This is a genomic window from Streptomyces sp. NRRL B-24085 (assembly GCF_001282115.1).
In the GTDB taxonomy this organism is placed as follows: domain Bacteria; phylum Actinomycetota; class Actinomycetes; order Streptomycetales; family Streptomycetaceae; genus Streptomyces.
Map to the genome: position 1 here is coordinate 1 of NZ_LJBR01000052.1, position 23,793 is coordinate 23,793.

The window sequence follows — 23,793 nt, forward strand, 5'->3', positions numbered from 1 at the left end:
GCAGACCACCGCCCCGCCGCCGCCCCCGCCCGTCGCGCCTCCTGCGCAGCCGGGGCAGCCCGCGCAGCCCGTCGCCGGGGACGCCACCGGCTGGTCCATGGAGGAGCGGCTCTACAACCAGGTGTGGGGCATGTTCGAGGACCTGGCCCGCTCCACGGCCGCCTACCGCAGTGCCGTGGACTTCGCGGACTCGCGCATGGAGAAGGAGCTGGACGCGGCCCTCGCCGACCCGCGCAGCCGGATCGGCGGGCAGGGGGACGCCGCACGGGAGGCGGCCCGCGCCAAACACGCCCAGCTCGTCGAACAGGCCCGCGCGGCCTACGACCGGGATCTCGGTCAGCTCACCGCCGAGTCGGACGTGGTCGAACCCGCCCTGCCGCCGGCGTACGCCCGCTGGGACAACCCCGTCTGGCACGGCTACCGGGTGCCGTTCGAGGTGCCCATGGCCGTGCGTCTGGGCGACCTGCATCTGCCCGAGTGCGCCGAGCTGCGCATCCCGATGCTCGTCCGGCTGCCCCTGGAGCGCGGCCTGTGGATCGACAGCGGGGCCGCCGGATCCCTCGACGGCTCGTTCCTCGACTCCCACGAACTGCACCGCCTCGCCATGGACACGGCCGTGGCGCTCGCGGCCCGGCTCCTCGCCGTCCACCCAGCCGGGGACTACACCCTGCACGTCATCGACCCGGCCGGCTCGGGGGCGCAGGCGCTCGCCCCGCTGGTGTGGTCCGGCGTGCTCGCCGCCCCGCCCGCCGTCGGCGCCGCCGGCGTGACGGACGTCCTGGCCCGGCTCACCGAGCGCGTCGACCTCGTGCAGATGGCGGTGCGCGGCGGCGCGGCCGACGCCCTTCCGCCCGGCCTCGACACCGCCGAACAGCTCCTGATCGTCAACGACTTCCCGCACGGTTTCGACGACCGTGCCGTGACCCAGCTCCGCTACCTCGCGGACGAAGGCCCGTCCGTCGGCGTCCACCTGATGATGGTCGCGGACCGTGAGCAGGCCTTCGGGTACGGCCCGCTCCTCGACCCCCTGTGGCGCTCGCTCATGCGGCTGACGCCGGTGCCCGACGACCACCTCGCCGACCCCTGGGTCGGCCATGCCTGGACCTACGAACCGCCGCTCCCGCCCGCCGGCAGCCAGGTGCTCCAACAGGTCCTGAACCAGGTCGCTGAGGCTCGCACCAAGTACACGTAAAGCCAGTCCCATCAGGGATTTTGACCTTTCTTTTGCCAATCGCTTTACCTTCCCTTGGTGATTGGGGTACGGTTGGTGGCACGGAGGGGAGTACTCCCTGTCGACTGCGGCGTACCCGTCAATACGGATCAGGCCTGATCCCGGGGCGTCGGCCCACCGTGGGTGGAAGAGACCTCCGGCAGCGCGACGACGCTGGTTACTTGCCGTTACGTATTGCCGGAGGAACTGTGGATGTTTCCGTGACCCTGTGGGTCCTGACGATCGTGGGCCTCGCCGCCCTCATCGCGGTCGACTTCTTCATCGGCCGCAAGCCGCACGACGTGTCGATCAAGGAAGCCGGTATCTGGACGGTCGTCTGGATCGCCCTGGCCGGTCTCTTCGGCCTCGGTCTGATGCTCTTCGCCGGCGGTCAGCCCGCCGGTGAGTTCTTCGCGGGCTTCATCACCGAGAAGTCCCTGAGCGTGGACAACCTCTTCGTCTTCGTCCTGATCATGGCGAAGTTCGCGGTGCCCTCGCAGTACCAGCAGCGGGTGCTTCTCGTCGGTGTCCTCATAGCCCTGGTGCTGCGCGCGATCTTCATCGCGGCCGGTGCCGCGATCATCGCCAGCTTCTCCTGGGTGTTCTACATCTTCGGCGCCTTCCTGATCTGGACCGCCTGGAAGCTCATCCAGGAGGCCCGGGCGGACGAGGAGGACGAGGAGTTCGAGGAGAACAAGCTCCTCAAGGCCGCCGAGCGCAGGTTCGGCGTGGCCGACCGCTACCACGGCACCAAGCTGTGGATCGTGGAGAACGGCAAGCGGGTCATGACGCCGATGCTCGTCGTGATGCTCGCGATCGGCTCCACCGACGTGCTGTTCGCCCTCGACTCGATCCCCGCGATCTTCGGTCTGACCCAGGACCCGTACATCGTCTTCACCGCCAACGCGTTCGCCCTGATGGGTCTGCGCCAGCTCTACTTCCTCATCGGAGGCCTGCTGAAGAAGCTGGTCCACCTGAGCTACGGCCTGTCGATCATCCTGGGCTTCATCGGCGTCAAGCTCGTGCTCCACGCCCTGCACGAGTCCGGGGTGCACGTCCCCGAGATCAGCATCCCGGTCTCGCTCGGCGTGATCTGCTCGGTCCTGATCGTCACCACCGTCACCAGCCTGATGGCCTCCAGGAAGCAGGCGGAGGCCGAGGCGGCGCAGGCGAAGAGCGAAGGCGCTCCGAAGGACAGCATCGAGGCCTGACCGCGGCCGACGTAGGGAGAACCACCACCGGGAGCGGCGTGCGGCGAATTGCCGGGTACCGCTCCCGGTGCTTGTTTTGTTCCAGAGCGCGTTCCCCGGCCCGGGGGCGCCGCGGCCGGCTGGAGACAACCGTGAAGTTCGTGCAGATCATCGGCTTCGAGACCGAACGCCTCGACGAGATGCGGCAGTTGATGGAGGAGGCCGGGCAGCGCAGCGCGGGCGGGACGGGCGGCCCGACCCACCGCATGCTCCTGAAGGACCGGGACAGGCCCAACCACTATCTGGCCCTGATCGAGTTCGACTCGTACGACGAGGCCATGCGCAACAGCGACGCCCCCGAGACCGGCAGACTCGCGGAGCAGTTGGGTGCGCTGACCATCGGCGACCGCGTCTACACCAACTGCGACGTCCTGGAATCCGGTGCGATCCAATAGTCCCGGCGCAGTGCGCGGCCCGCGCGCCTCTGCGACGATCGCCCCATGATCGCTCGGCTCAGGTCGCTCACCACGAGCTGGACGTCCGTCGTGCCGGTGCTCGCGGTCGTCCTGCTGGTGTTCACCTGGGGCCGCGACCTGCCCGGGGCGGTCGTCGTGCTGGTGACCCTGGTGCTCGCCGGGGCCGTGCTGGCCGCGGTGCACCATGCCGAGGTGGTCGCCCACCGGGTCGGCGAACCGTTCGGCTCGCTCGTCCTCGCCGTCGCCGTCACGGTCATCGAGGTGGCCCTGATCGTCACCCTGATGGTGGACGGCGGCGACAAGAGTGCGACCCTGGCCAGGGACACGGTCTTCGCGGCCGTGATGATCACCTGCAACGGCATCGTCGGCGTCTGCCTGCTCGTGGCCTCACTGCGGCACGGCACCGCCGTCTTCAACCCCGAGGGCACCGGCGCCGCCCTCGCCACGGTCGCCACCCTGGCCACGCTGAGCCTGGTGCTGCCGACGTTCACGACGAGCAAACCGGGCCCGGAGTTCTCCGCCACCCAGCTCACCTTCGCCGCGCTGTCCTCGCTGGTCCTGTACGGGCTGTTCGTGGCGACCCAGACCGTACGGCACCGCGACTACTTCCTCCCGATCACCCGCCAGGGCGAGGTGATCACCGTCGACGACCACGCGCACGCGCCCACCGCCCGTGCCGCGCTGATCAGCCTGGGCCTGCTGGGCCTGGCCCTGATCGGGGTGGTCGGACTGGCCAAGGGCGTCTCGCCCACCATCGAGTCCGGGGTGGCCAAGGCCGGCCTGCCCCATGCCGTCGTCGGCGTGATCATCGCCCTGCTGGTGCTGCTCCCGGAGACCATCGCCGCACTGCGCTCCGCACGCCGCGACCGTGTGCAGACCAGCCTCAACCTCGCCCTCGGCTCCGCCATGGCGAGCATCGGCCTGACCATCCCCGCGGTCGCCCTCGCCTCCGTCTGGCTCTCCGGCCCGCTCGTCCTCGGCCTCGGCGCCACCCATATGGTGCTGCTGGCCCTGACGGTGGTGGTGAGCTCCCTGACGGTGGTTCCCGGCCGGGCCACACCGCTCCAGGGCGGTGTCCACCTGGTGGTGTTCGCCGCCTACCTGGAACTGGCGATCAACCCGTGACAGACCGGTCCAGAGCCGGCTCCGCTCCGGCCATCGCCACCGGCCGCGTCTCCGGCAGCAACGCGAAACACCCCAGGCTGAGCAACGCGATCCCGGTCAGATACGCGCCCACACCCCACGGCACCCGCCCGCCGTGCTCCACCAGAGCCGTCGCCACGATCGGCGTGAGCGCGCCCCCGACCACCCCGCCGAGGTTGTAGCCGACCGCGGCTCCCGTGCAGCGCACCCGCGGCTCGTACAGCTCGGGCAAGTAGGCGGCGATCACGGCGAACATGGTGATGAACGAGGTCATCGCGCCCAGGAAGCCGAGGAACATCCACAGCGGCTCCCCGGTCGCGAGCAACGCCACCATCGGGAACATCCACAGCGCGGCCCCCGCACATCCCGCGAGACACAGCGGCCGCCGCCCGTACCGGTCCCCGAGCAGTGCGGCCACCGGTGTGAGGGCGCCCTTCACCAGCACCGCGGCCATGATGCAGGTCAGCATGACGGTACGGCTCACCCCGAGCCGCTCGGTCCCGTAGGCGAGGGACCACGTGGTCACGGCGTAGAAGATCGCGTACCCGACCGCGAGGGCGCCCGCCGTCAGCAGGACGAGCCGTCCGTGCTCGCGCACCACCACGGCGAGCGGCACACGCGCGTGGTCGTCGATCTCCAGGAACCCGGGGCTCTCCGGGAGCGCGGAGCGCAGCCACAGCCCGACCGCCGCCAGCACCCCGGCCGCCCAGAACGGCACCCGCCAGCCCCACGCGGCGAACTGCGCCTCGGACAGCGCGGCCGACAGCGCCAGCACCACCCCGTTGGCGAGCAGGAAGCCCAGCGCGGGCCCCACCTGCGGGAAGCTCGTCCACAGCCCGCGCCGTTCGGGGGGCGCGTGCTCCGCGGTCAGCAGCACGGCCCCGCCCCACTCCCCGCCCAGCCCGAGTCCCTGCAGGAAGCGCAGCACCAGGAGCAGCAGCGGGGCGGCCACACCGATCGTGTCGTACGTCGGCACGCACCCGACCGCGACCGTGGCGGCGCCGGTCAGCAGCAGCGAGGCCACGAGGACCGGCCGTCGCCCGTGCCGGTCACCGATGTGCCCGAACAGCACCGAGCCGAGCGGCCGTGCGACGAACCCCACCCCGAAGGTCCCGAACGCGGCCAGCGTCCCCGCGACCGACGAGAAGGTCGGGAAGAACAGCGGCCCCAGGATCAGCGCCGCGGCCGTCCCGTAGACGAAGAAGTCGTAGAACTCGATGGCCGTCCCGGCGAGCGAGGCGGCCGCGAGCCGCGGCATGGAGGGCGTCCTCACGGTGCGTACGTCGTGCATGTCGCGTCAACTACCCACAGTGATCACGGGTTACGGGGGCGTACGGGCGCGCACGGGAGTGATCAGTACGTGACGGTGATGCGCCGGGCGGGACCGTCGACACGGACGAGACCGCCGTAGGGGATGACGAGTTGGGGATCGGTGTGTCCGAAGTCCACATCGAAGACGATGGTGGTGTTGGGGGCGTACACGCTCATGGCGCGCAGGACGGCCTCGCGCTGGTCGGCGGAGTAACGATCCGCCTCCTCGGGGCTCTGGGGGCGCTCGAAGGACCACGTCTTGGGGCGGCCCCACAGCAGTGCGGAGAAGCGCTGGAGCAGTCCGCGCTCGCCCATGTTCCGCAGGGTGCGGAAGACCTCGACGTCGCTCGGCATCTCCTCCGAGGTCTCCAGGAGCAGCACCCCGCCGTCGTACACGCTCAGGTCGCGCGCGATCTCGCGGTCGGCCATCAGCAGCCAGCCCAGGATCTCCAGGCAGCCGCCCCAACTGCGGCCCTCCACCACCCGGTCGGCGTTCACCCAGGTCCAGCCGTTGCCGGGGCGTGTCTCCGGTTCGGCGTCGAAGGTGGCGGGGTCCGCCCAGTCGCGGTCGACATCCCGCCAGCGGGCGGCGGGCGCGAGGTCGTAGGCGCCGGAGGTGAACAGGGCCGCCCGCAGGGAGTCGGCGGTCAGCGCGCTCATGGCCACCGGCCGTCCCAGCGCGGTCATCACGGTCGCGCCGTGGTAGCCCACGATCCCGGTGTTGTACAGGTAGGCGAGCAGGTTCGTGTTGTCGCTCATCCCGAAGAACGGCTTGGGGTTCGCCCGGATCAACTCCCGGTCCAGGTACGGCAGCACGGTGATCTGGTCGTCGCCGCCGACGGTCGCCATGACCGCCCTGACGCTCGGGTCGGCGAACGCGGCGTGGATGTCGTCGGCGCGCTCCCGGGGCGACGAGCCCATCCTGCGGGTCGTCGGATACTCGACCGGCTCCAGGCCGTACTCCTTGCGCAGCCGCTCGAGTCCCAACTCGTAGGGGCGCGGGAAGAGCCCCGGCAGACCGGCACCGGGGGAGATGACGGCTATGCGGTCGCCGGGTACGGGCTTGGGCGGGTAGGAGATCGTCGTCATGCCCGGAGGGTACGGGCCGCACCGTGCGCGGCGCACCGTGATAAACCGGGTCCGAGCAGCCCGTCTTCACCGACCGGAGGAACCGTGCCCCGCACCCTGGCCAACGCCCCGATCATGATCCTCAACGGCCCCAACCTGAACCTGCTCGGGCAGCGGCAGCCGGAGATCTACGGCAAGGACACCCTCGCCGACGTCGAGGCGCTGTGCGTCAAGGCGGCCGCCGCGCACGGCGGCACAGTGGACTTCCGGCAGTCCAATCACGAGGGCGAACTGGTTGACTGGATCCACGAGGCGCGGCTGAACCACTGCGGGATCGTCATCAACCCCGGCGCCTACTCGCACACCTCGGTCGCGATCCTGGACGCCCTCAACACCTGTGACGGGCTGCCGGTGCTGGAGGTGCACATCTCCAACATCCACCGGCGCGAGTCCTTCCGGCACCACTCCTACGTCTCGCTGCGCGCGGACGGGGTCATCGCGGGCTGCGGCGTGCAGGGGTACGTGTTCGGTGTGGAGCGCGTCGCGGCGCTGGCGGGACCGGCCCGGGCGGAGGCGTAGGGCGGTAACAGGCGCCCGCAATGGCGGGCGCCCCTTACACCCTTCTACAGCCGGCCCGCCTCCACGATCCGCCGCAGGAAGCGCCGGGTCCGCTCCCGCCGCGGGTCGCCGAAGATCTGCTCGGCGGTCCCGCGCTCCAGCACCACACCTCCGTCCAGGAAACAGACCTGGTCGGCGACCTCCCGCGCGAAGCCCATCTCGTGCGTGGCGAGCACCATGGTCATGCTGTCGCCCTTCAGGTCCCGCACGACGTTCAGCACCTCGCCCACCAGCTCCGGATCGAGGGCCGCGGTGATCTCGTCGAGCAGCAGCAGACGGGGACGTACGGCGAGGGCCCGCACGATCGCCACCCGCTGCTGCTGACCGCCGCTGAGCCGGTCCGGGTACTCGCCGGCCTTCCCGCCGAGCCCGAGCCGCTCAAGGAGCTCACGGGCGTGCTCCTCGGCCTCCGCGCGGGCCACGCCGTGCACCCGGCGCGGGGCCAGCGTGATGTTCTCCAGCACGGTCATGTGCGGGAAGAGGTTGTACGCCTGGAAGACCACGCCGATACGGCGCCGTACCGCGTCCTGGTCGACGCGCGGGTCGGTGATCTCCTCGCCGTCCAGCCAGATGGCGCCGTCGTCGATCTCCTCCAGGAGGTTGGCGCAGCGCAGCAGCGTCGACTTGCCGGACCCCGAGGCGCCGATCAGCGCGGTCACCGTGTGCGGGGCGACCTCCAGGTCGACGTCCCGCAGCACGACCGAGCCGCCGAAGGTCTTGCGGACGGACTCCATCCGCAGCACCGGTCCGTCTGCGTCGCTCATGCGATTCCTCCCTGGGCCCGCCGGCGGTCCATCCGTGCCGTCACCCAGTCCGTGAAGCGGGTCATCGGGATGGTCAGCGCCACGAACACCAGGCCCGCGACGATGTACGGCGTGTAGTTGAGGCTCCGGCCGACGATGATGTCGGCGGCTCGTACGGCGTCGATCGCGCCCCCGATCGACACCAGACCGGTGTCCTTCTGGAGGGACACCAGGTCGTTCAGCAGGGGCGGCACCTGGCGGCGCACCGCCTGCGGCAGCACCACGTACCGCAGCGCCTGCCGGTTGGAGAGGCCGAGCGAGCGGGCCGCGGCGCGCTGCGAGGGGTGCACGGACTCGATGCCGGCGCGGAACACCTCGGCCACGTACGCCGAGTACGTCAGCGTGAGCGCCGTGCCGCCCAGCCACACCGGGTCGACCGTCACGCCCTGGAGCCGCAGCGCCGGCACGCCCAGGACGACGATCATGAGGTTGATGATGAGCGGAAGGCCGCGGAAGAAGTCCGTGTAGGCGGCGGCCAGGACGCGCAGCGGGAAGAACACCGGGCCGCGCAGTGTGCGGGCGATGGCGATGAGCATCCCGAGGACCAGGACGGCGGCGCCGCAGACGAACAGCAGCCGGACGTTCAGCCAGAGCCCTTCGAGGACCTTCGGGAACGCCTCGCGCGCGTACTGCCCGCTGAAGAACGTCTCCTTGGTGCGCGGCCAGCCGGGCGCGTTGACGACGACCAGGTAGAGGACGACGGCGGTGACCAGGGTCGAGACGGCGGCGATCGCCGTGGCGCGGCGGGAGCGGGCCCGCTTGAGAGCCTCCCGCTCGATCCGCCGCCGCGACGGCGCGTACGAGTCGCCCGCGTCCTCCGGGCCGGCCTCGTCCTTGGTGAGCGTCACTTGAGGACCGGGGCGTCGACGGCGTCCGACAGCCACTGCTGCTCCAGCTTGCCGAGCGTGCCGTCCTTGCGCAGGGCGTCCACGGCGGCCGTCACGCAGGACGTGAGCGCGCTGCCCTTGTCGAGCACGAGCCCGAACTGCTCCGGTGTGCCGCCCTGGTTCTCGAACTGCCCGACGATCGTGCCGTCCGTGACCTCGGCAGCGGTGATGTAGAAGGCGGTGGGCAGATCGACGACGATCGCGTCCACCTGCTTGTTCTCCAGAGCGGACTTGGCCTGGTCGTTCTTGGCGTACGCGGCGGCCTCCCGCGTCGGCTTCACCACGTCCTGGATGTAGTTCAGGCTCGTCGTGCCGACCTGGGCGCCCAGCTTGAGGCCCTTCAGGTCCGCGATGCTCGTCGCCTCGGCGGCCTTGGTGCCCTTGAGCGCGATGACGGCCTGGCGCACGTCGTAGTAGCCGGACGAGAAGTCCACGGCCTTCTTGCGCTCGGCGCTGATCGACACCTGGTTGATGTCGAAGTCGAAGGTCTTCTCCCCGGGGGCGAAAGCCTTGTTGAAGGGGACGCTCTGCCAGACCACGGCGCTCTTGTCGTAGCCGAGCTGCTTCGCCACGGCGTACGCGACGGCCGACTCGAACCCCTTGCCGTTCGCGGGCTTGTCGTCCTTGAACCAGGGCTCGTAGGCCGGTTCGTCGGTCGCGATCGTCAGCTTGCCGGAGGTCTTGGTGGCCAACTCGCCCTTGGCGCAGGTGGTTCCGGTGGACCCCGAGGCCTTGGCGTTCGCGTCGTCGTCGGACTGCGGAGCACAGCCGACAGCGGTGGCGAGCAGGGCTATCGATGCCGCGGCGACGGCGCGGCGCAGTGCGCGAGGGGCAGGGTGCATGGCGGGAGAGTGACAGTCCACTGTCCCGTTTGTCGAGGTCACGACGGCAATCGTCCGCATATTGGGAACGGGTGTTGCGTTTCTGTGAACAGTTTTCGGACAGGTTGCCGGGGCCGCCGGTCGAGGGCGGGGATGAAAGACCGGCGGCCCGTACCGCGCAGGAGCCGTCATCCTGTGCGGGGCTGCTCCCAGTTGACTGCGCGACCAAGTGCGCCGGGAGCGCGTGCGTGACACCGGCGCGTGCGAAGAGTTCACACGGGGCGCGTGCGCCGGACCGGTATCACCGGCGCACACCGGGCCGAGTCCGCCGCCCCCGTGTCAGGATGATGGTCAGTCAACAGCACCGGAAAGCTGCCGGAGGCGGACATAGCCGCGATCGCCGACGCCACGTACGAGCCTCCGGCCGACCTGCTCAAGCCTCTCGCCAAGGCGCTGCACACCACGCAGAAGGCGCTGCTCAGGGAAGCCGGGATCCTCGAACCCGGCAAGAAGCCTTCTCCGATCACCCCACGAGCCGCCGCACTGGAGCTCGGCATCAAGTCCCCCGCGAACCTGGGCATCTTCGAAGCGCTGGTCGCCGCGCTGCTGGCGGCCGAGAAGCGGCGACCCTAGCCGAGGGGCCGCCACCGGTCCCGATCCGGGCCGAGGGGCTGCCGGCACCGCCGCTGGCCGAGGGATCGGCACCCCCTTCCCGCGTCGAGGGACTACCAGCCGCGCGCCCACCATTCCTGGAGCTGCGGGCGCTCCGCTCCGAGGGTGGTGTCGTTGCCGTGCCCCGGGTACACCCACGTCTCGTCCGGCAGGCAGAACACCTTCTCCTCGAGCCCGCCCATGAGGCTCTGGAAGTCCGCCGGCTGTGTCGTCCGGCCAGGACCTCCCGGGAACAGGCAGTCCCCGGTGAACACATGGGGATGCCCGTGCGGGTCGTCGTAGACGAGGGCGATCGAGCCCGGCGTGTGGCCGACGAGGTGGCGTGCGGTCAACTCGACCTGGCCCACGCGGATGACGTCGCCGTCGTCGACCAGGACGTCGGTGGGCACGGGGATTCCCTCGGCGTCGTCCCGGCCGGCGTACGTACGCGCGCGCGTGGCCGCGACGACCGCCTCAAGGGCCTGCCAGTGGTCGCCGTGCCGGTGCGTGGTGACGACGGACGCGATGCCGTCGTCACCGATCATGCCCAGCAGGGTGTCCGCCTCGTTGGCGGCGTCGATCAGCAGTTGCTCGTCGGTGGCCCGGCAGCGCAGCAGATAGGCGTTGTTGTCCATCGGGCCGACCGCGATCTTGGTGATCATCAGGTCCTTGAGCTCGTGCACGTCGGCGGCGCCGCCGACCGTCACCTGTCCGCTGTACGTCATGGCGGCAGCCTATAGCGGGGGCAGCGAGGGGAGGGTGCCGCCGTGGACCGTCAGTGCCGAGCCGTCGCGGCGGCCCGCGAGCCAGCCGAGCAGGTCGGCCGTGCGGCCGGTGACGACGAGCACGGGGTCCCCGGCGCCGCCCGTCGGGGTCCGGCGGCCGTCGTCCTGCTCGATCACGAGCGCGGGCACGTCGGGAAGGCCCCGGAACCGCTCCGTCAGGAAGTCGATCTCGCGCTGCGTGAAGTCCTCGGGAAGGTCCTCCAGCTCGTACCCGATCCCGAGATCCACATGGTGCAGCTCCACCTCGACCCACCGCCGGAACGGCACCCGGGACGCCGAGTCGGTGACTCCGTTGCGCAGCTCGACCGTGCGCGACCAGTCGGCCGGTTCGGCCCCGGCCTTCTGGAAGCGGGCGGCGCTCTCGCGGAGGTCGGCGAGCTGGACGTCGAGGGGGCGGGGGGCGTCGCGCTCGATGTCGGCGTCGCGCGCTTCCGCGGAGGGGTACATGGGCCGGCCCTCCAGGACGTTCACCAGGGCGTCGGCGTTGCGGGAGAGATGCGCGAGGACGTGGCCGCGGCTCCAGCCCGGCAGCCGTGACGACTCGGTCACGTCCGCGTTGTCCATCCTGGCGGCTGCGGTCAGCAGCCGCTCGGTCGCACCCCGTACAGACTCCAGGTCATGAGCGTGATCAATCATGCTGCTGACCCTAGTGCCGCCACACCTTCGGGTGAAGGTGGTGAAGGAGTGCCGTAAATCGAATGCGCGTGCTATATGGTCGGGTGCGGCGTCGGGCATGCTGGAAGGCCGGGGATTGTTACGCATCCGGGAATCCGACCGGCGTTGTCAGTGGCTCCCCCTAGTCTGAGAAAGCACGGGGGCCCCGCCCCTGTCACTCCTCTCAAGCCAAGAAAGGTGCGGACCGGCGTGGCCGACCGTCTCATCGTCCGTGGCGCGCGCGAGCACAACCTGAAGAACGTCTCGCTCGACCTGCCTCGCGACTCGCTCATCGTCTTCACGGGCCTGTCCGGGTCGGGCAAGTCCTCCCTGGCCTTCGACACCATCTTCGCCGAGGGCCAGCGGCGCTACGTGGAGTCGCTCTCCTCGTACGCCCGCCAGTTCCTCGGCCAGATGGACAAGCCCGACGTCGACTTCATCGAGGGCCTGTCGCCCGCGGTCTCCATCGACCAGAAGTCGACCTCGCGCAACCCGCGCTCGACGGTCGGCACCATCACCGAGGTCTACGACTACCTGCGTCTGCTCTTCGCGCGCATCGGCAAGCCGCACTGCCCCGAGTGTGGCCGCCCGATCTCGCGCCAGTCGCCGCAGGCCATCGTCGACCGGGTCCTGGAGCTGCCGGAGGGGAGCCGCTTCCAGGTGCTGTCGCCGCTGGTGCGGGAGCGCAAGGGAGAGTTCGTCGACCTCTTCGCGGACCTCCAGACCAAGGGCTACAGCCGCGCGCGCGTGGACGGCGAGACCGTCCAGCTCTCCAACCCGCCCACGCTGAAGAAGCAGGAGAAGCACACCATCGAGGTGGTCATCGACCGCCTCACGGTGAAGGACTCCGCCAAGCGCCGGCTCACCGACTCCGTCGAGACCGCCCTCGGGCTGTCCGGCGGCATGGTCGTGCTCGACTTCGTCGACCTGCCCGAGGACGACCCCGAGCGCGAGCGGATGTTCTCGGAGCACCTGTACTGCCCGTACGACGACCTGTCCTTCGAGGAGCTGGAGCCCCGCTCCTTCTCCTTCAACTCGCCCTTCGGCGCCTGCCCCGAGTGCACCGGCATCGGCACCCGCATGGAGGTCGACCCGGAGCTGATCGTCCCCGACGAGGACAAGTCCCTCGACGAGGGCGCCATCCACCCCTGGTCGCACGGGCACACCAAGGACTACTTCGGCCGGCTGATCGGCGCCCTCGCGGACGCGCTCGGGTTCCGCACGGACATCCCCTTCGCGGGACTGCCGCAGCGCGCCAAGAAGGCCCTGCTCTACGGCCACAAGACGCAGATCGAGGTCCGCTACCGCAACCGGTACGGCCGCGAGCGGGTCTACACCACCCCGTTCGAAGGGGCCGTCCCCTTCGTCAAGCGCCGGCACAGCGAGTCCGAGAGCGACGCCAGCCGCGAGCGCTTCGAGGGCTACATGCGCGAGGTGCCCTGTCCCACCTGTGAGGGCACCCGGCTCAAGCCGCTCGTCCTCGCGGTCACGGTCATGGGCAAGTCGATCGCCGAGGTCTCCGGCATGTCCATCAGCGACTGCGCGGACTTCCTGGGCGAGCTGAAGCTCAGCGCCCGCGACAAGAAGATCGCCGAGCGGGTCCTCAAGGAGGTCAACGAGCGGCTGAAGTTCCTGGTCGACGTCGGCCTGGACTACCTCTCGCTGAACCGCGCGGCCGGCACCCTGTCCGGCGGCGAGGCCCAGCGCATCCGCCTGGCCACCCAGATCGGCTCCGGACTCGTCGGCGTCCTGTACGTCCTCGACGAGCCGTCCATCGGCCTGCACCAGCGCGACAACCACCGGCTGATCGAGACCCTGGTCCGGCTGCGCGACATGGGCAACACGCTCATCGTCGTCGAGCACGACGAGGACACCATCAAGGTCGCCGACTGGATCGTCGACATCGGCCCCGGCGCGGGCGAGCACGGCGGCAAGGTCGTGCACAGCGGCTCCCTGAAGGAGCTGCTCGCCAACGCCGAGTCGGAGACGGGCCAGTACCTGTCGGGCAAGAAGGCCATCCCGCTGCCCGACATCCGCCGGCCCCTCGACCCGTCCCGGCAGCTCACGGTGCACGGGGCCCGCGAGAACAACCTCCAGGACATCGACGTGTCCTTCCCGCTGGGTGTGTTCACCGCGGTCACCGGTGTCTCCGGCTCCGGCAAGTCGACCCTGGTCAACGACATCCTGTACACGCACCTGGCGCGCGAGCTCAACGGCGCGAGGAGCGTCCCGGGCCGGCACACGCGCGTGGACGGCGACGACCTCGTCGACAAGGTCGTGCACGTCGACCAGTCGCCCATCGGCCGCACCCCGCGGTCGAACCCGGCGACCTACACCGGCGTCTTCGACCACGTCCGCAAGCTGTTCGCCGAGACCACCGAGGCGAAGGTCCGCGGCTACATGCCCGGCCGCTTCTCCTTCAACGTCAAGGGCGGCCGCTGCGAGAACTGCGCGGGCGACGGCACCATCAAGATCGAGATGAACTTCCTCCCGGACGTCTACGTCCCGTGCGAGGTCTGCCACGGCGCCCGGTACAACCGGGAGACCCTGGAGGTCCACTACAAGGGCAAGTCCATCGCCGACGTCCTGAACATGCCGATCGAGGAGGCGACGGAGTTCTTCGACGCCGTCCCCGCGATCGCCCGCCACCTCAACACCCTCAAGGACGTCGGCCTCGGCTACGTCCGTCTCGGCCAGGCCGCCACCACGCTGTCCGGCGGTGAGGCCCAGCGCGTGAAGCTCGCCAGCGAGCTCCAGAAGCGCTCCACCGGCCGTACGGTCTACGTCCTCGACGAGCCGACCACCGGTCTGCACTTCGAGGACATCAGCAAGCTGCTGAAGGTCCTGTCCGGCCTGGTCGACAAGGGCAACACCGTCATCGTCATCGAGCACAACCTCGACGTGATCAAGACGGCCGACTGGATCGTCGACATGGGCCCCGAGGGCGGCGCGGGCGGCGGACTCGTCGTCGCCGAGGGCACCCCGGAGGAGGTCGCCGGAGTCCCGGCGAGCCACACCGGCAAGTTCCTCAGGGAGATCCTCGGTGCCGACCGGATCAGCGACGGGACCTCGGTGAAGGCCCCGCGCAAGGCACCGGCCAGGAAGACGGCCGCGGCGAAGAAGACGGTCGCGGCCAAGTCGACGGCGAGGAAGACGGCAACAGCCAGGACGACGGCGGCGAAGAAGGCCGCCGGAGCCACCGAGAAGGCCGCTCCCGCCAAGAAGACGGCCCGGGCCCGCAAGGCCTGAGCCGGACAGACGGAGCGAGCGGTGCCCCGCGGGACGTCCCGCGGGGCACCGCTCGCTCCGTCACCGGCCCCGCTCCTACAGCTCACCCAGTTCGGACGCGTACGGCGGCTGCGCCCCGGCGCGTGAGCAGGTGATCGCCGCCGCGCGCGCCGCGAACCGCAGCAGCCGGGTCCAGTCCTCGGCGCCCAGATCCGCGAGCGCCTCCGGGGACAGCGCGTCGAGGCCGGCCAGGCCGTGCAGCAGGGCCGCGTTCACCGTGTCGCCCGCGCCGATCGTGTCCACGACGTCGACCTTCTCGCCCGGAACCGGCAGCACCGTCCCGCCCCGGGTGAACACCGTCAGCCCGTCGCCGCCGTGGGTGACCACGACGGCCCCGGGCCCCGCGGCCAGCCATTCCTGCGGGGTGCCGCCCAGCCACAGGGCGTCCTCCTCGGAGAGCTTGAGCAGCGACACCGACGGCAGCCAGTTCTTGAACCGGGCCCGGTAGGCGTCCGCGTCGGCGATCAGCCCGGCCCGGATGTTCGGGTCGAGCGCGGTGAACACGCCCTGAGCGGCCGCGGTCCGCATCAGCTCCTCGTAGGCGCTCGCGCCCGGTTCCAGGACGAGCGAACAGGTGCCGAAGGACACCGCCCGCGTGCCGGCGGGGAGTTGGGCGGGGGCGGCGAACAGGCGGTCGGCGGTGCCGTCGACGTAGAAGGAGTAGGCGGCCGAGCCGGCGGTGTCGATCGTGGCGACGGCCAGGGTGGTGGGTTCGCTGCCGCGCTGTACGGCGGACACGTCCACCCCCGCCTCCCGGAGACCGTCGAGCAGGGCCTCGCCGAAGGCGTCGAGGGAGGTACGGGAGCAGAAGGCGGTGGGGGAGCCGAGCCGGCCGAGGGCCACGGCGGTGTTGTAGGGGCCGCCGCCGAGCGCCGGCTTGAGAGCCGCGAGGGCACCGGTGCCCTGCGGGACCAGATCGATCAGGGCCTCACCGGCGACGACGATCACGAAACGGGTCCTTTCTGGAACTGCGAGGGCAGGGAGGGCTGAGCGTGCGTGGGCTGAGAGGGTCAAGGGCGTCGGGAGGAATCGGCGAGCGGGGCAGCCCGACGGGACCGCGAGGAACCCGCCGCCCCCTCCCCGGAGTCGGGGCAGCCGCACGACGAGCGGTGCACGAACGTGCAGTCGAGGCGCACGGTCCGGGCGGGCCGGTCCGGCTCGTCGAGGCGCTCCAGGAGGACCCGGACCGCCTGGGCGCCGATCTCCCTGCTGGGCTGGGCGATCGCGGTGAGCCGGGGCGAGAACAGATCGGCCCAGGCGAAGTCGTCGAAGCAGCACAGGGCGAGGTCGTCCGGTACGGAGAGACCGTGCGCGCGAAGAGCCCGTAGGGTGCCGATGGTCATCGCGTTGTTGGCGGTGACGAGGGCGGTGGGTGGGGTGTCCAGGGCGAGCAGGGCGGCCGTGGCCCGTTCGGCCCCGGCCGACGCGGAGTCGCCGTGGACGAGCAGGTCGTCGTCGTGGGGGAGGCGGGCGGCGGTGAGGCCCTGCCGGTATCCGGCGATCCGTTCGGCGGTGGTGCTCAGCCCGGGCAGGCCGGCCACCAGGCCGATGCGCCGGTGGCCGAGTCCGGCGAGATGGGTGACGAGCCGCGCCATCGGCTCGGTGCTCTCGGCACAGACCTGGTCGAAGCGCCGGAGGCCGTTCTCCTTGACACCGCCCGCCCCACCGCCCACCCGGCCGCCCGAACCGTCGATCACCCGGTCCAGGAACACCGTCGGTACCCGGTGGCGGCCGAGGTAGGAGACCAGCTCGCGCGGGTCCGGCGAGGGCGCGACGATCATGCCGTCCACCCGCCTCTCGTGCAGGAGCTGGACGACCTTGTGTTCGTGGTCGGGATCGTCGTGGGGATCGGCGATGAGCAGGCTGTAGCCGTGTTCCAGCGCGCCCGCCTCGACGCCCTGGAGGATCTCGGTGAAGTACGGGTTGCTGATCGCCGACACCGCGAGCCCGATGGAACGGGTGCGGGAGGTCACCAGCGAACGGGCCAGGGTGTTGGGCGTGTAACCGAGCTCGTCGACGGCGTCCAGCACCGCCTGGCGGGTGTGGGGCAGGACCGGCCGGGTGCCGTTGAGGACGTGCGAGACGGTCGCCACGGACACTCCCGCACTGCGGGCCACGTCGGCCATGGTCGGCATGGGCTCCCCTTCCGGAACGGCGTGCGGGGCACCCGGACGTCGAGGGCCCACGGCCGGGAAGGTATCCCATCCGGCGGCCCGCGTAAACGCTTGCGCAAACGTTTACGTGCCGCGGCGGACCCGACACGGCGTCCCGCTCACTCCCACTCCCACCCGATCCCCACGACCCCCGACCGCACCCGTGGCTCGACCAGGTGCACCGAGTGGTGGTGGCCGGTGAGGGACAGGTCCCGGCGGCCGCTGCGGGGCGCGGCGGGGGAGTGCTGGGCGAAGCGGTGGCAGCGCAGCGGCAGGGCGTTCCCGTCGAAGCGGACCTGGAGCGCGTACTGCCCGCCGGGCGCACCGAAGCCGCGGACGTACTCGCGGGAGACCCCGCCCGTGCCGTCCTCGACGGCGTAGCGGAACAGGAAGGTGTCCCCGGCCCGCAGCCGGGCGTCGAGGAGCAGCTCGGCCACCAGCACCCCGGTGTCGTGGTGCGAACGGACGCGCCCCGTACGGCAGTTCTCCAGGGCGTGGACGGTCATGAGCTCCGGCACGCACCCCGGGTCGCCGTGGTGGACGGCGAGGAAGCGGTCGACGCCCTCGCGGTGGGCGCGCACGATGTGGTGCGACTCCAGGCCGCGCAGCTCGCGGCGCGCGCCGATGTCTATGCGCTCGTGGTGGCCGAGGGTGTGCAGCCCCGCGTCGGGCGGCGAGTCCAGCTCTCCCAGCAGCTGTCCGAGGACGTCCGAGGCCGCCAGGAAGGAGCGGTAGGAGCGGGCCGCGGGCCGCTCGGCGGCCGACCGGTCGTCGTCCTCGGCGAGCAGCCGGATCAACGACTCCTCCGGCAGTTGCAGGATCTCCTCCAGCGCGCGTACGGCCCGCAGCGACTCCGGGCGCTGCGGGCGCCGGGCGCCCTGCTGCCAGTAGCTCAGGCTGGTGACCCCGACCTTGACCCCGTAACGCGACAGATGGTGCTGGACGCGCTGGAGCGGCAGCCCCCGCGCGGCGATCGCCGCGCGCAGCGCGACGTGGAAGGGGCCGCCCCGCAGGGCCGAGTCCAGTTCCGCGCCGGCGACGCTCACGTCGTCCGCGTGCTGTGTGGCGTGCGGCATGCAGGGGCCTTTCTGTACGGGTGCGGCCGGCTGGTCAGGCCGTTCGCGGAGGTGTGTCGGGGCCGTCCGTGGCAGGCCGGGGGGAGGCTTCACATCCGTACGCCGTCGTTCCCGGCCCCGAGTTCCCCCGCATTGAAGCGTGTTGACCAATTCCCGACAACACCTGCCGCCGAACGGTGGTGCACTCCCGGCCGCTCGGCGGCCCGCCCGCGCACGTGGCGCCGGCCGCCCCGAGGGTCGCTCGACGTCGACGTCGGAACCGTCTTCGGGCCACCGAGGGCACCGCAGGGGAACACGTGCGGTGCTGACGTTCCCGGAGTGACACATCACACCGTGAGATCAGCGGCCCCTGGCACCGGCCGGTCGTCGTCCACAGGCTCACCGGAGTGTCAGCCCACGCCAGTAGGGTGTGAGACATGGCCGACCCCTCCAGCTACCGCCCCAAACCAGGGGAGATCCCTGACACTCCCGGGGTGTACAGGTTCCGCGACGAGCACCGCCGGGTGATCTACGTCGGAAAGGCGAAGAGCCTGCGTCAGCGCCTGGCGAACTACTTCCAGGACCTGGCGAGCCTGCACCCCCGCACCCGCACGATGGTGACCACGGCTGCGTCCGTGGAGTGGACGGTGGTGTCCACGGAGGTCGAGGCCCTGCAACTGGAGTACTCCTGGATCAAGGAGTTCGACCCCCGGTTCAACGTCAAGTACCGCGACGACAAGAGCTACCCGTACCTCGCCGTGACGATGAACGAGGAGTTCCCGCGCGTGCAGGTGATGCGCGGCCACAAACGCAAGGGCGTGCGGTACTTCGGGCCGTACGGGCACGCGTGGGCGATCCGCGACACCGTCGACCTCCTGCTGCGCGTCTTCCCCGTCCGCACCTGCTCCGCCGGCGTCTTCAAGAACGCCGCCCGCACCGGCCGCCCCTGCCTCCTCGGCTACATCGGCAAGTGCTCGGCGCCCTGCGTCGACCGCGTCTCCGCCGAGGAACACCGCGACCTGGCCGAGGACTTCTGCGACTTCATGGCCGGCCGCACCGGGACCTACATCCGCCGTCTGGAACAGCAGATGGCGGACGCGGCCGAGGAGATGGAGTACGAGCGGGCGGCCCGCCTGCGTGACGACATCGGGGCCCTGAAGAAGGCCATGGAGAAGAGCGCCGTCGTGCTCGCCGACGCGACCGACGCCGACCTGATCGCGGTCGCCGAGGACGAGCTGGAGGCCGCCGTCCAGATCTTCCACGTCCGCGGCGGACGCGTCCGCGGCCAGCGCGGCTGGGTCACCGACAAGGTCGAGGAGATCACCACCGGCGCCCTCGTCGAGCACGCCCTCCAGCAGCTCTACGGCGAGGAGAAGGGCGACGCGGTCCCCAAGGAGGTCCTCGTCCCGGCCCTGCCCGAGCCGGTCGAGCCGGTCCAGGAGTGGCTCGCCGGGCGCCGCGGGGCGGGCGTCTCGCTGCGCATCCCGCAGCGCGGCGACAAGAAGGCCCTGATGGAGACCGTGCAGCGCAACGCCCAGCAGGCTCTCGTCCTCCACAAGACCAAGCGCGCCTCCGACCTGACCACGCGCTCGCGTGCCCTGGAGGAGATCGCCGAGGCCCTCGACCTGGACAGCGCCCCGCTCAGGATCGAGTGCTACGACATCTCCCACCTCCAGGGCGACGACGTGGTCGCGTCCATGGTCGTCTTCGAGGACGGGCTCCAGCGCAAGAGCGAGTACCGCCGCTTCCAGATCAAGGGCTTCGCGGGCCAGGACGACGTCCGGTCCATGCACGAGGTGATCTCCCGCCGCTTCCGGCGGTACCTGTCCGAGAAGGAGAAGACCGGCGAGTGGGTGGACGACGCCTCCCAGACCGGCCTCAAGGACGCCTCCGGCAACGACCTCCCGGCCGTCTCCGGGACCGGCGCCGACGGCGCCCCCGGCAACGGCCTCAAGGAGGACAACGGCCGCCCCAAGAAGTTCGCCTACCCGCCCCAGCTCGTCGTCGTCGACGGCGGACAGCCCCAGGTGGCCGCCGCCAAGAGGGCCCTGGACGAGCTCGGCATCGACGACATCGCCGTCTGCGGCCTCGCCAAGCGCCTGGAGGAGGTCTGGCTGCCGGAGGAGGACGACCCGGTCGTGCTGCCCCGCACCAGCGAAGGCCTGTACCTTCTCCAGCGGGTCCGTGACGAGGCCCACCGCTTCGCGATCACCTACCAGCGCACCAAGCGGTCCCAGCGTTTCCGGTCGAGCCCGCTCGACGACGTCCCTGGCCTCGGGGACACGCGCAAGCAGGCCCTGCTGAAACACTTCGGTTCCCTGAAGAAACTACGATCCGCCACCATCGACCAGATCTGCGAGGTCCCCGGCATAGGCCGCAAGACGGCCGAGACGATCGCCGTGGCCCTCGCCCAGGCGGCCCCGGCCGCGCCCGCCGTCAACACGGCGACTGGAGAGATCATGGATAACGAGGAACCCGTCACCACGGGTTCCGGTGGGGGCCCCGTGACGGCGGGCGCCCCGGACGAACGACGGGGGCAGGAGACATGAATGTGAACGAGCACGAAGAACGACAGGACCAGAGTGGAGAAGAAGCACAGGTGAGCCCGGGCGCGACCCTCGACGCGGCGGGAGTCCCGGAGGCCGCCATCCCCGAGCTGGTGATCATCTCCGGGATGTCCGGCGCCGGCCGCTCCACCGCCGCCAAGTGCCTGGAGGACCTCGGCTGGTTCGTCGTGGACAACCTCCCGCCCGCCCTGATCCCCACCATGGTGGAGCTCGGCGCCCGCTCCCAGGGCAATGTCGCCCGGATCGCGGTGGTCGTGGACGTCCGCGGCCGGCGCTTCTTCGACAACCTCCGCGAGTCCCTCGCCGACCTGGAGGCCAAGCACGTCACCCGGCGGATCGTCTTCCTGGAGTCCTCCGACGAGGCCCTGGTGCGCCGCTTCGAGTCCGTGCGCCGCCCGCACCCCCTCCAGGGCGACGGCCGGATCGTCGACGGCATCGACGCCGAGCGCGAACTCCTGCGCGAGCTGCGCGGCGACGCCGACCTGGTCATCGACACCTCCAGCCTCAACGTGCACGAGCTGCGCGCCAAGATGGACGCCCAGTTCGCCGGTGAGGAGGAGCCCGAACTCCGCGCCACCGTGATGTCCTTCGGCTTCAAGTACGGCCTGCCCGTCGACGCCGACCTGGTCGCGGACATGCGGTTCCTGCCCAACCCGCACTGGGTGCCGGAGCTGCGGCCCTTCACCGGTCTCAACGAGGAGGTGTCGGCGTACGTCTTCAACCAGCCCGGCGCCAAGGAGTTCCTCGACCGCTACGCCGAGCTGCTGCGCCTCATCGCGGCCGGCTACCGCCGCGAGGGCAAGCGGTACGTGACCATCGCCATCGGCTGCACCGGCGGCAAGCACCGCTCGGTCGCCACGTCGGAGAAGCTCGCCGCGCGCCTCGCGGCCGAGGGTGTGGAGACGGTGGTCGTACACCGGGACATGGGACGGGAATGACCGCACGTAGTCCGCGGCTGAGCAGGCTGCGCAGGGCCGTCCCCGAAGGGCGGGCGGCCCGCCCCGCCGAGGCCCGCGGGGCCCGGCCCCGCCGGCGCGGTGCCCAGCCCAAGGTGGTCGCGCTCGGCGGCGGCATGGGCCTGTCCGCCTCGCTCGCCGCCCTGCGCCGGATCACCGGCGACCTCACCGCCGTCGTCACCGTGGCCGACGACGGCGGCTCCAGCGGGCGCCTGCGCGACGAGCTGGGCGTCCTGCCGCCCGGCGACCTGCGCAAGGCGCTGGCCGCGCTGTGCGGCGACGACGACTGGGGCCAGACCTGGGCCCGGGTCATCCAGCACCGCTTCCAGTCCAAGGGCGACCTGCACGAACACGCGGTCGGCAATCTGCTGATCGTCGCCCTGTGGGAGCAGCTCGGCGACCACGTCCAGGCCCTCGACCTGGTCGGCAGGCTCCTGGGCGCCCATGGCCGGGTGCTGCCCATGTCCGCGGTACCCCTGGAGCTCCAGGCCCTGGTCAAGGGACACGACCCGGAGCGGCCCGAGGACGTGGACACCGTACGGGGACAGGCGACCGTGGCGCTGACCCCGGGCGAGGTGCAGTCGGTGCACCTGGTGCCGCACGACCCGCCCGCGGTCCCCGAGGCGGTCGAGGCGGTCCGGGACGCGGACTGGGTGGTCCTCGGCCCCGGCTCGTGGTTCTCCTCGGTCATCCCGCACCTGCTCGTGCCGGAACTGCTGGACGCGCTCACGCAGACGAAGGCGCGCCGGGTACTCTCCCTGAACCTCGCACCGCAGCCGGGAGAAACCGATGGCTTCTCCCCGCAGCGTCATTTGGAGGTTTTGGGACGACACGCCCCTAAACTCGCCCTGGACGTGGTGCTGGCCGACCAGGCCGCCGTGCCCGACCGCGACTCACTGACCGATGCCGCCAAGCGGTTCGGCGCCGCGGTCGAGCTGGCGCCGGTGGCCCGGCCCGACGGAACCCCGAGGCACGACCCGGAGCTGTTGGCCGCCGCGTACGACCGTATTTTTCGGATGCATGGAAGGATCGGCCCATGGCGATGACGGCAGCGGTGAAGGACGAGATCTCCCGGCTCCCCGTCACCCGGACCTGCTGCAGAAAGGCGGAGGTCTCCGCCATTCTGCGGTTCGCCGGCGGCCTCCACCTGGTGAGCGGGCGCATTGTGATCGAGGCGGAGCTGGACACCGCGATGGCGGCCCGCCGCCTCAAGCGGGACATCCTGGAGATCTTCGGCCACAGCTCCGAACTGATCGTGATGGCTCCGGGCGGGCTGCGCCGCGGCTCGCGCTACGTCGTCCGGGTCGTCGCCGGCGGTGACCAGCTCGCCCGCCAGACCGGCCTGGTCGACGGCCGGGGCCGACCGATCCGGGGCCTGCCCCCGCAGGTCGTCTCGGGTGCCACCTGTGACGCCGAGGCCGCCTGGCGCGGGGCCTTCCTGGCGCACGGCTCGCTCACCGAGCCCGGCCGCTCCTCCTCCCTGGAGGTGACCTGCCCGGGCCCGGAGGCCGCGCTCGCGCTGGTCGGCGCCGCCCGCCGCCTGTCGATCGCCGCCAAGGCCCGCGAGGTGCGCGGCGTGGACCGCGTGGTCGTCCGCGACGGTGACGCCATCGGCGCCCTGCTCACCCGTCTGGGTGCCCACGAGTCGGTGCTCGCCTGGGAGGAGCGCCGGATGCGCCGCGAGGTGCGGGCCACGGCGAACCGGCTCGCCAACTTCGACGACGCCAACCTCCGCCGCTCCGCGCGCGCGGCCGTCGCCGCCGGGGCGCGGGTCCAGCGGGCCCTGGAGATCCTCGCCGACGACGTGCCCGAGCACCTCGCGGCCGCCGGACGGCTGCGAATGGAGCACAAGCAGGCCTCGCTGGAGGAGCTGGGCGCGCTCGCCGACCCGCCGCTGACCAAGGACGCCGTCGCCGGCCGTATCCGCCGGCTGCTCGCGATGGCCGACAAGCGCGCCTCCGACCTCGGCATCCCGGGCACGGAGTCCAGCATCACCGAGGAGATGGCCGACAACCTCGTCGGCTGACGGCCCCTCACCTGACCGCTCCTCACCACGCCGGTGCCGACGCCCCCTCGGGCCGTCGGCACCGGCGTTTGCGTATCCGTGAGGCACCCTTGACTGGATCATGAACTGTCATGAGCCTGGCATCTGTTCGC

At 71.1% G+C, this 23,793-nt stretch carries 20 protein-coding genes; 10 read left to right on the forward strand and 10 right to left on the reverse strand.

Annotated elements, in window-relative coordinates; translation table 11 throughout:
• The 4 genes from AOJ26_RS07545 to AOJ26_RS07560 form a co-directional block, all read left to right on the forward strand.
• Positions 1–1,192 (forward strand): export associated protein (locus tag AOJ26_RS07545; protein ID WP_078959789.1); only part of this gene is annotated, 1,192 nt, incomplete at its 5' end.
• 227 nt (positions 1,193–1,419) lie between these two features.
• Positions 1,420–2,421, forward strand: coding sequence for a TerC family protein (locus tag AOJ26_RS07550; protein ID WP_107092816.1), 1,002 nt, complete (start codon positions 1,420–1,422; stop codon positions 2,419–2,421).
• A gap of 131 nt (positions 2,422–2,552) precedes the next feature.
• Positions 2,553–2,855, forward strand: coding sequence for a hypothetical protein (locus tag AOJ26_RS07555; protein ID WP_053847409.1), 303 nt, complete (start codon positions 2,553–2,555; stop codon positions 2,853–2,855).
• A gap of 45 nt (positions 2,856–2,900) precedes the next feature.
• A complete protein-coding gene (locus AOJ26_RS07560; protein WP_053847410.1) occupies positions 2,901–4,001 on the forward strand; it encodes a calcium:proton antiporter in 1,101 nt (366 codons plus the stop codon).
• Here AOJ26_RS07560 and AOJ26_RS07565 read toward each other — a convergent pair.
• Both AOJ26_RS07565 and AOJ26_RS07570 read right to left on the reverse strand, forming a co-directional pair.
• Positions 3,991–5,277, reverse strand: a complete 1,287-nt coding sequence (locus tag AOJ26_RS07565) for an MFS transporter (protein WP_053847411.1) — start codon at positions 5,275–5,277, stop codon at positions 3,991–3,993. The two genes, AOJ26_RS07560 and AOJ26_RS07565, sit on opposite strands and share 11 nt — an antisense overlap.
• Before the next feature lie 95 nt (positions 5,278–5,372).
• Positions 5,373–6,419, reverse strand: coding sequence for a S66 family peptidase (locus AOJ26_RS07570; protein ID WP_053847412.1), 1,047 nt, complete (start codon positions 6,417–6,419; stop codon positions 5,373–5,375).
• An 84-nt stretch (positions 6,420–6,503) separates the two neighbouring features.
• On the opposite strand from AOJ26_RS07570, the gene aroQ reads away from it, so the two are divergent.
• A complete protein-coding gene (aroQ, locus tag AOJ26_RS07575; RefSeq protein ID WP_053847413.1) occupies positions 6,504–6,977 on the forward strand; it encodes a type II 3-dehydroquinate dehydratase in 474 nt (157 codons plus the stop codon).
• Between the two features lie 44 nt (positions 6,978–7,021).
• On the opposite strand, the gene AOJ26_RS07580 is transcribed toward aroQ, so the two are convergent.
• The 5 genes from AOJ26_RS07580 to AOJ26_RS07600 all read right to left on the reverse strand — a co-directional run bounded on the left by AOJ26_RS07580 (position 7,022) and on the right by AOJ26_RS07600 (position 11,599).
• Complete coding sequence (locus AOJ26_RS07580; RefSeq protein WP_324613969.1) at positions 7,022–7,780, reverse strand: amino acid ABC transporter ATP-binding protein; 759 nt, start codon at positions 7,778–7,780, stop codon at positions 7,022–7,024.
• Positions 7,777–8,667 carry an amino acid ABC transporter permease gene (locus AOJ26_RS07585; protein WP_053847414.1) on the reverse strand — a complete coding sequence of 297 codons (891 nt, stop codon included), beginning with the start codon at positions 8,665–8,667 and terminating at the stop codon, positions 7,777–7,779. The genes AOJ26_RS07580 and AOJ26_RS07585 overlap by 4 nt, the downstream gene beginning before the upstream one ends.
• On the reverse strand, positions 8,664–9,548 hold the full coding sequence (locus AOJ26_RS07590) for an ABC transporter substrate-binding protein (RefSeq protein WP_053847415.1): 885 nt from the start codon (positions 9,546–9,548) through the stop codon (positions 8,664–8,666). The genes AOJ26_RS07585 and AOJ26_RS07590 overlap by 4 nt, the downstream gene beginning before the upstream one ends.
• A gap of 704 nt (positions 9,549–10,252) precedes the next feature.
• Complete coding sequence (locus tag AOJ26_RS07595; protein ID WP_053847416.1) at positions 10,253–10,903, reverse strand: MBL fold metallo-hydrolase; 651 nt, start codon at positions 10,901–10,903, stop codon at positions 10,253–10,255.
• A gap of 9 nt (positions 10,904–10,912) precedes the next feature.
• The gene (locus AOJ26_RS07600; protein WP_053847417.1) at positions 10,913–11,599 is read right to left on the reverse strand and encodes a maleylpyruvate isomerase family mycothiol-dependent enzyme; all 687 of its coding nucleotides are present in this window, start codon (positions 11,597–11,599) and stop codon (positions 10,913–10,915) included.
• 228 nt (positions 11,600–11,827) lie between these two features.
• Here AOJ26_RS07600 and uvrA point away from each other — a divergent pair, with 228 nt between their 5' ends.
• Positions 11,828–14,866 (forward strand): excinuclease ABC subunit UvrA, encoded by a 3,039-nt coding sequence (gene uvrA / locus AOJ26_RS07605; protein ID WP_053847418.1) that lies wholly within the window; start codon positions 11,828–11,830, stop codon positions 14,864–14,866.
• A gap of 75 nt (positions 14,867–14,941) precedes the next feature.
• On the opposite strand, the gene AOJ26_RS07610 is transcribed toward uvrA, so the two are convergent.
• From AOJ26_RS07610 to AOJ26_RS07620, 3 genes are all read right to left on the reverse strand, one after another.
• Positions 14,942–15,853 (reverse strand): carbohydrate kinase family protein, encoded by a 912-nt coding sequence (locus AOJ26_RS07610; protein WP_053847419.1) that lies wholly within the window; start codon positions 15,851–15,853, stop codon positions 14,942–14,944.
• Positions 15,854–15,915: 62 nt separating this feature from the next.
• Positions 15,916–17,040: a LacI family DNA-binding transcriptional regulator gene (locus AOJ26_RS07615; RefSeq protein WP_053847420.1), complete on the reverse strand. Its 1,125-nt coding sequence runs from the start codon at positions 17,038–17,040 to the stop codon at positions 15,916–15,918.
• Between the two features lie 137 nt (positions 17,041–17,177).
• Positions 17,178–18,134: a hypothetical protein gene (locus AOJ26_RS07620; RefSeq protein ID WP_053847421.1), complete on the reverse strand. Its 957-nt coding sequence runs from the start codon at positions 18,132–18,134 to the stop codon at positions 17,178–17,180.
• A gap of 416 nt (positions 18,135–18,550) precedes the next feature.
• Between AOJ26_RS07620 and uvrC the strand changes: the two genes are divergently transcribed.
• The 4 genes from uvrC to whiA are packed head-to-tail and all read left to right on the forward strand — an operon-like array spanning position 18,551 to position 23,662.
• Complete coding sequence (gene uvrC, locus AOJ26_RS07625) at positions 18,551–20,662, forward strand: excinuclease ABC subunit UvrC (protein WP_078959790.1); 2,112 nt, start codon at positions 18,551–18,553, stop codon at positions 20,660–20,662.
• Positions 20,659–21,618 (forward strand): RNase adapter RapZ, encoded by a 960-nt coding sequence (rapZ, locus tag AOJ26_RS07630; protein ID WP_053847423.1) that lies wholly within the window; start codon positions 20,659–20,661, stop codon positions 21,616–21,618. The genes uvrC and rapZ overlap by 4 nt, the downstream gene beginning before the upstream one ends.
• A complete protein-coding gene (locus AOJ26_RS07635) occupies positions 21,615–22,682 on the forward strand; it encodes a gluconeogenesis factor YvcK family protein (protein ID WP_053847424.1) in 1,068 nt (355 codons plus the stop codon). The genes rapZ and AOJ26_RS07635 overlap by 4 nt, the downstream gene beginning before the upstream one ends.
• Positions 22,673–23,662, forward strand: a complete 990-nt coding sequence (whiA, locus tag AOJ26_RS07640; RefSeq protein WP_031057649.1) for a DNA-binding protein WhiA — start codon at positions 22,673–22,675, stop codon at positions 23,660–23,662. The genes AOJ26_RS07635 and whiA overlap by 10 nt, the downstream gene beginning before the upstream one ends.
• Positions 23,663–23,793 lie beyond the last annotated feature (131 nt).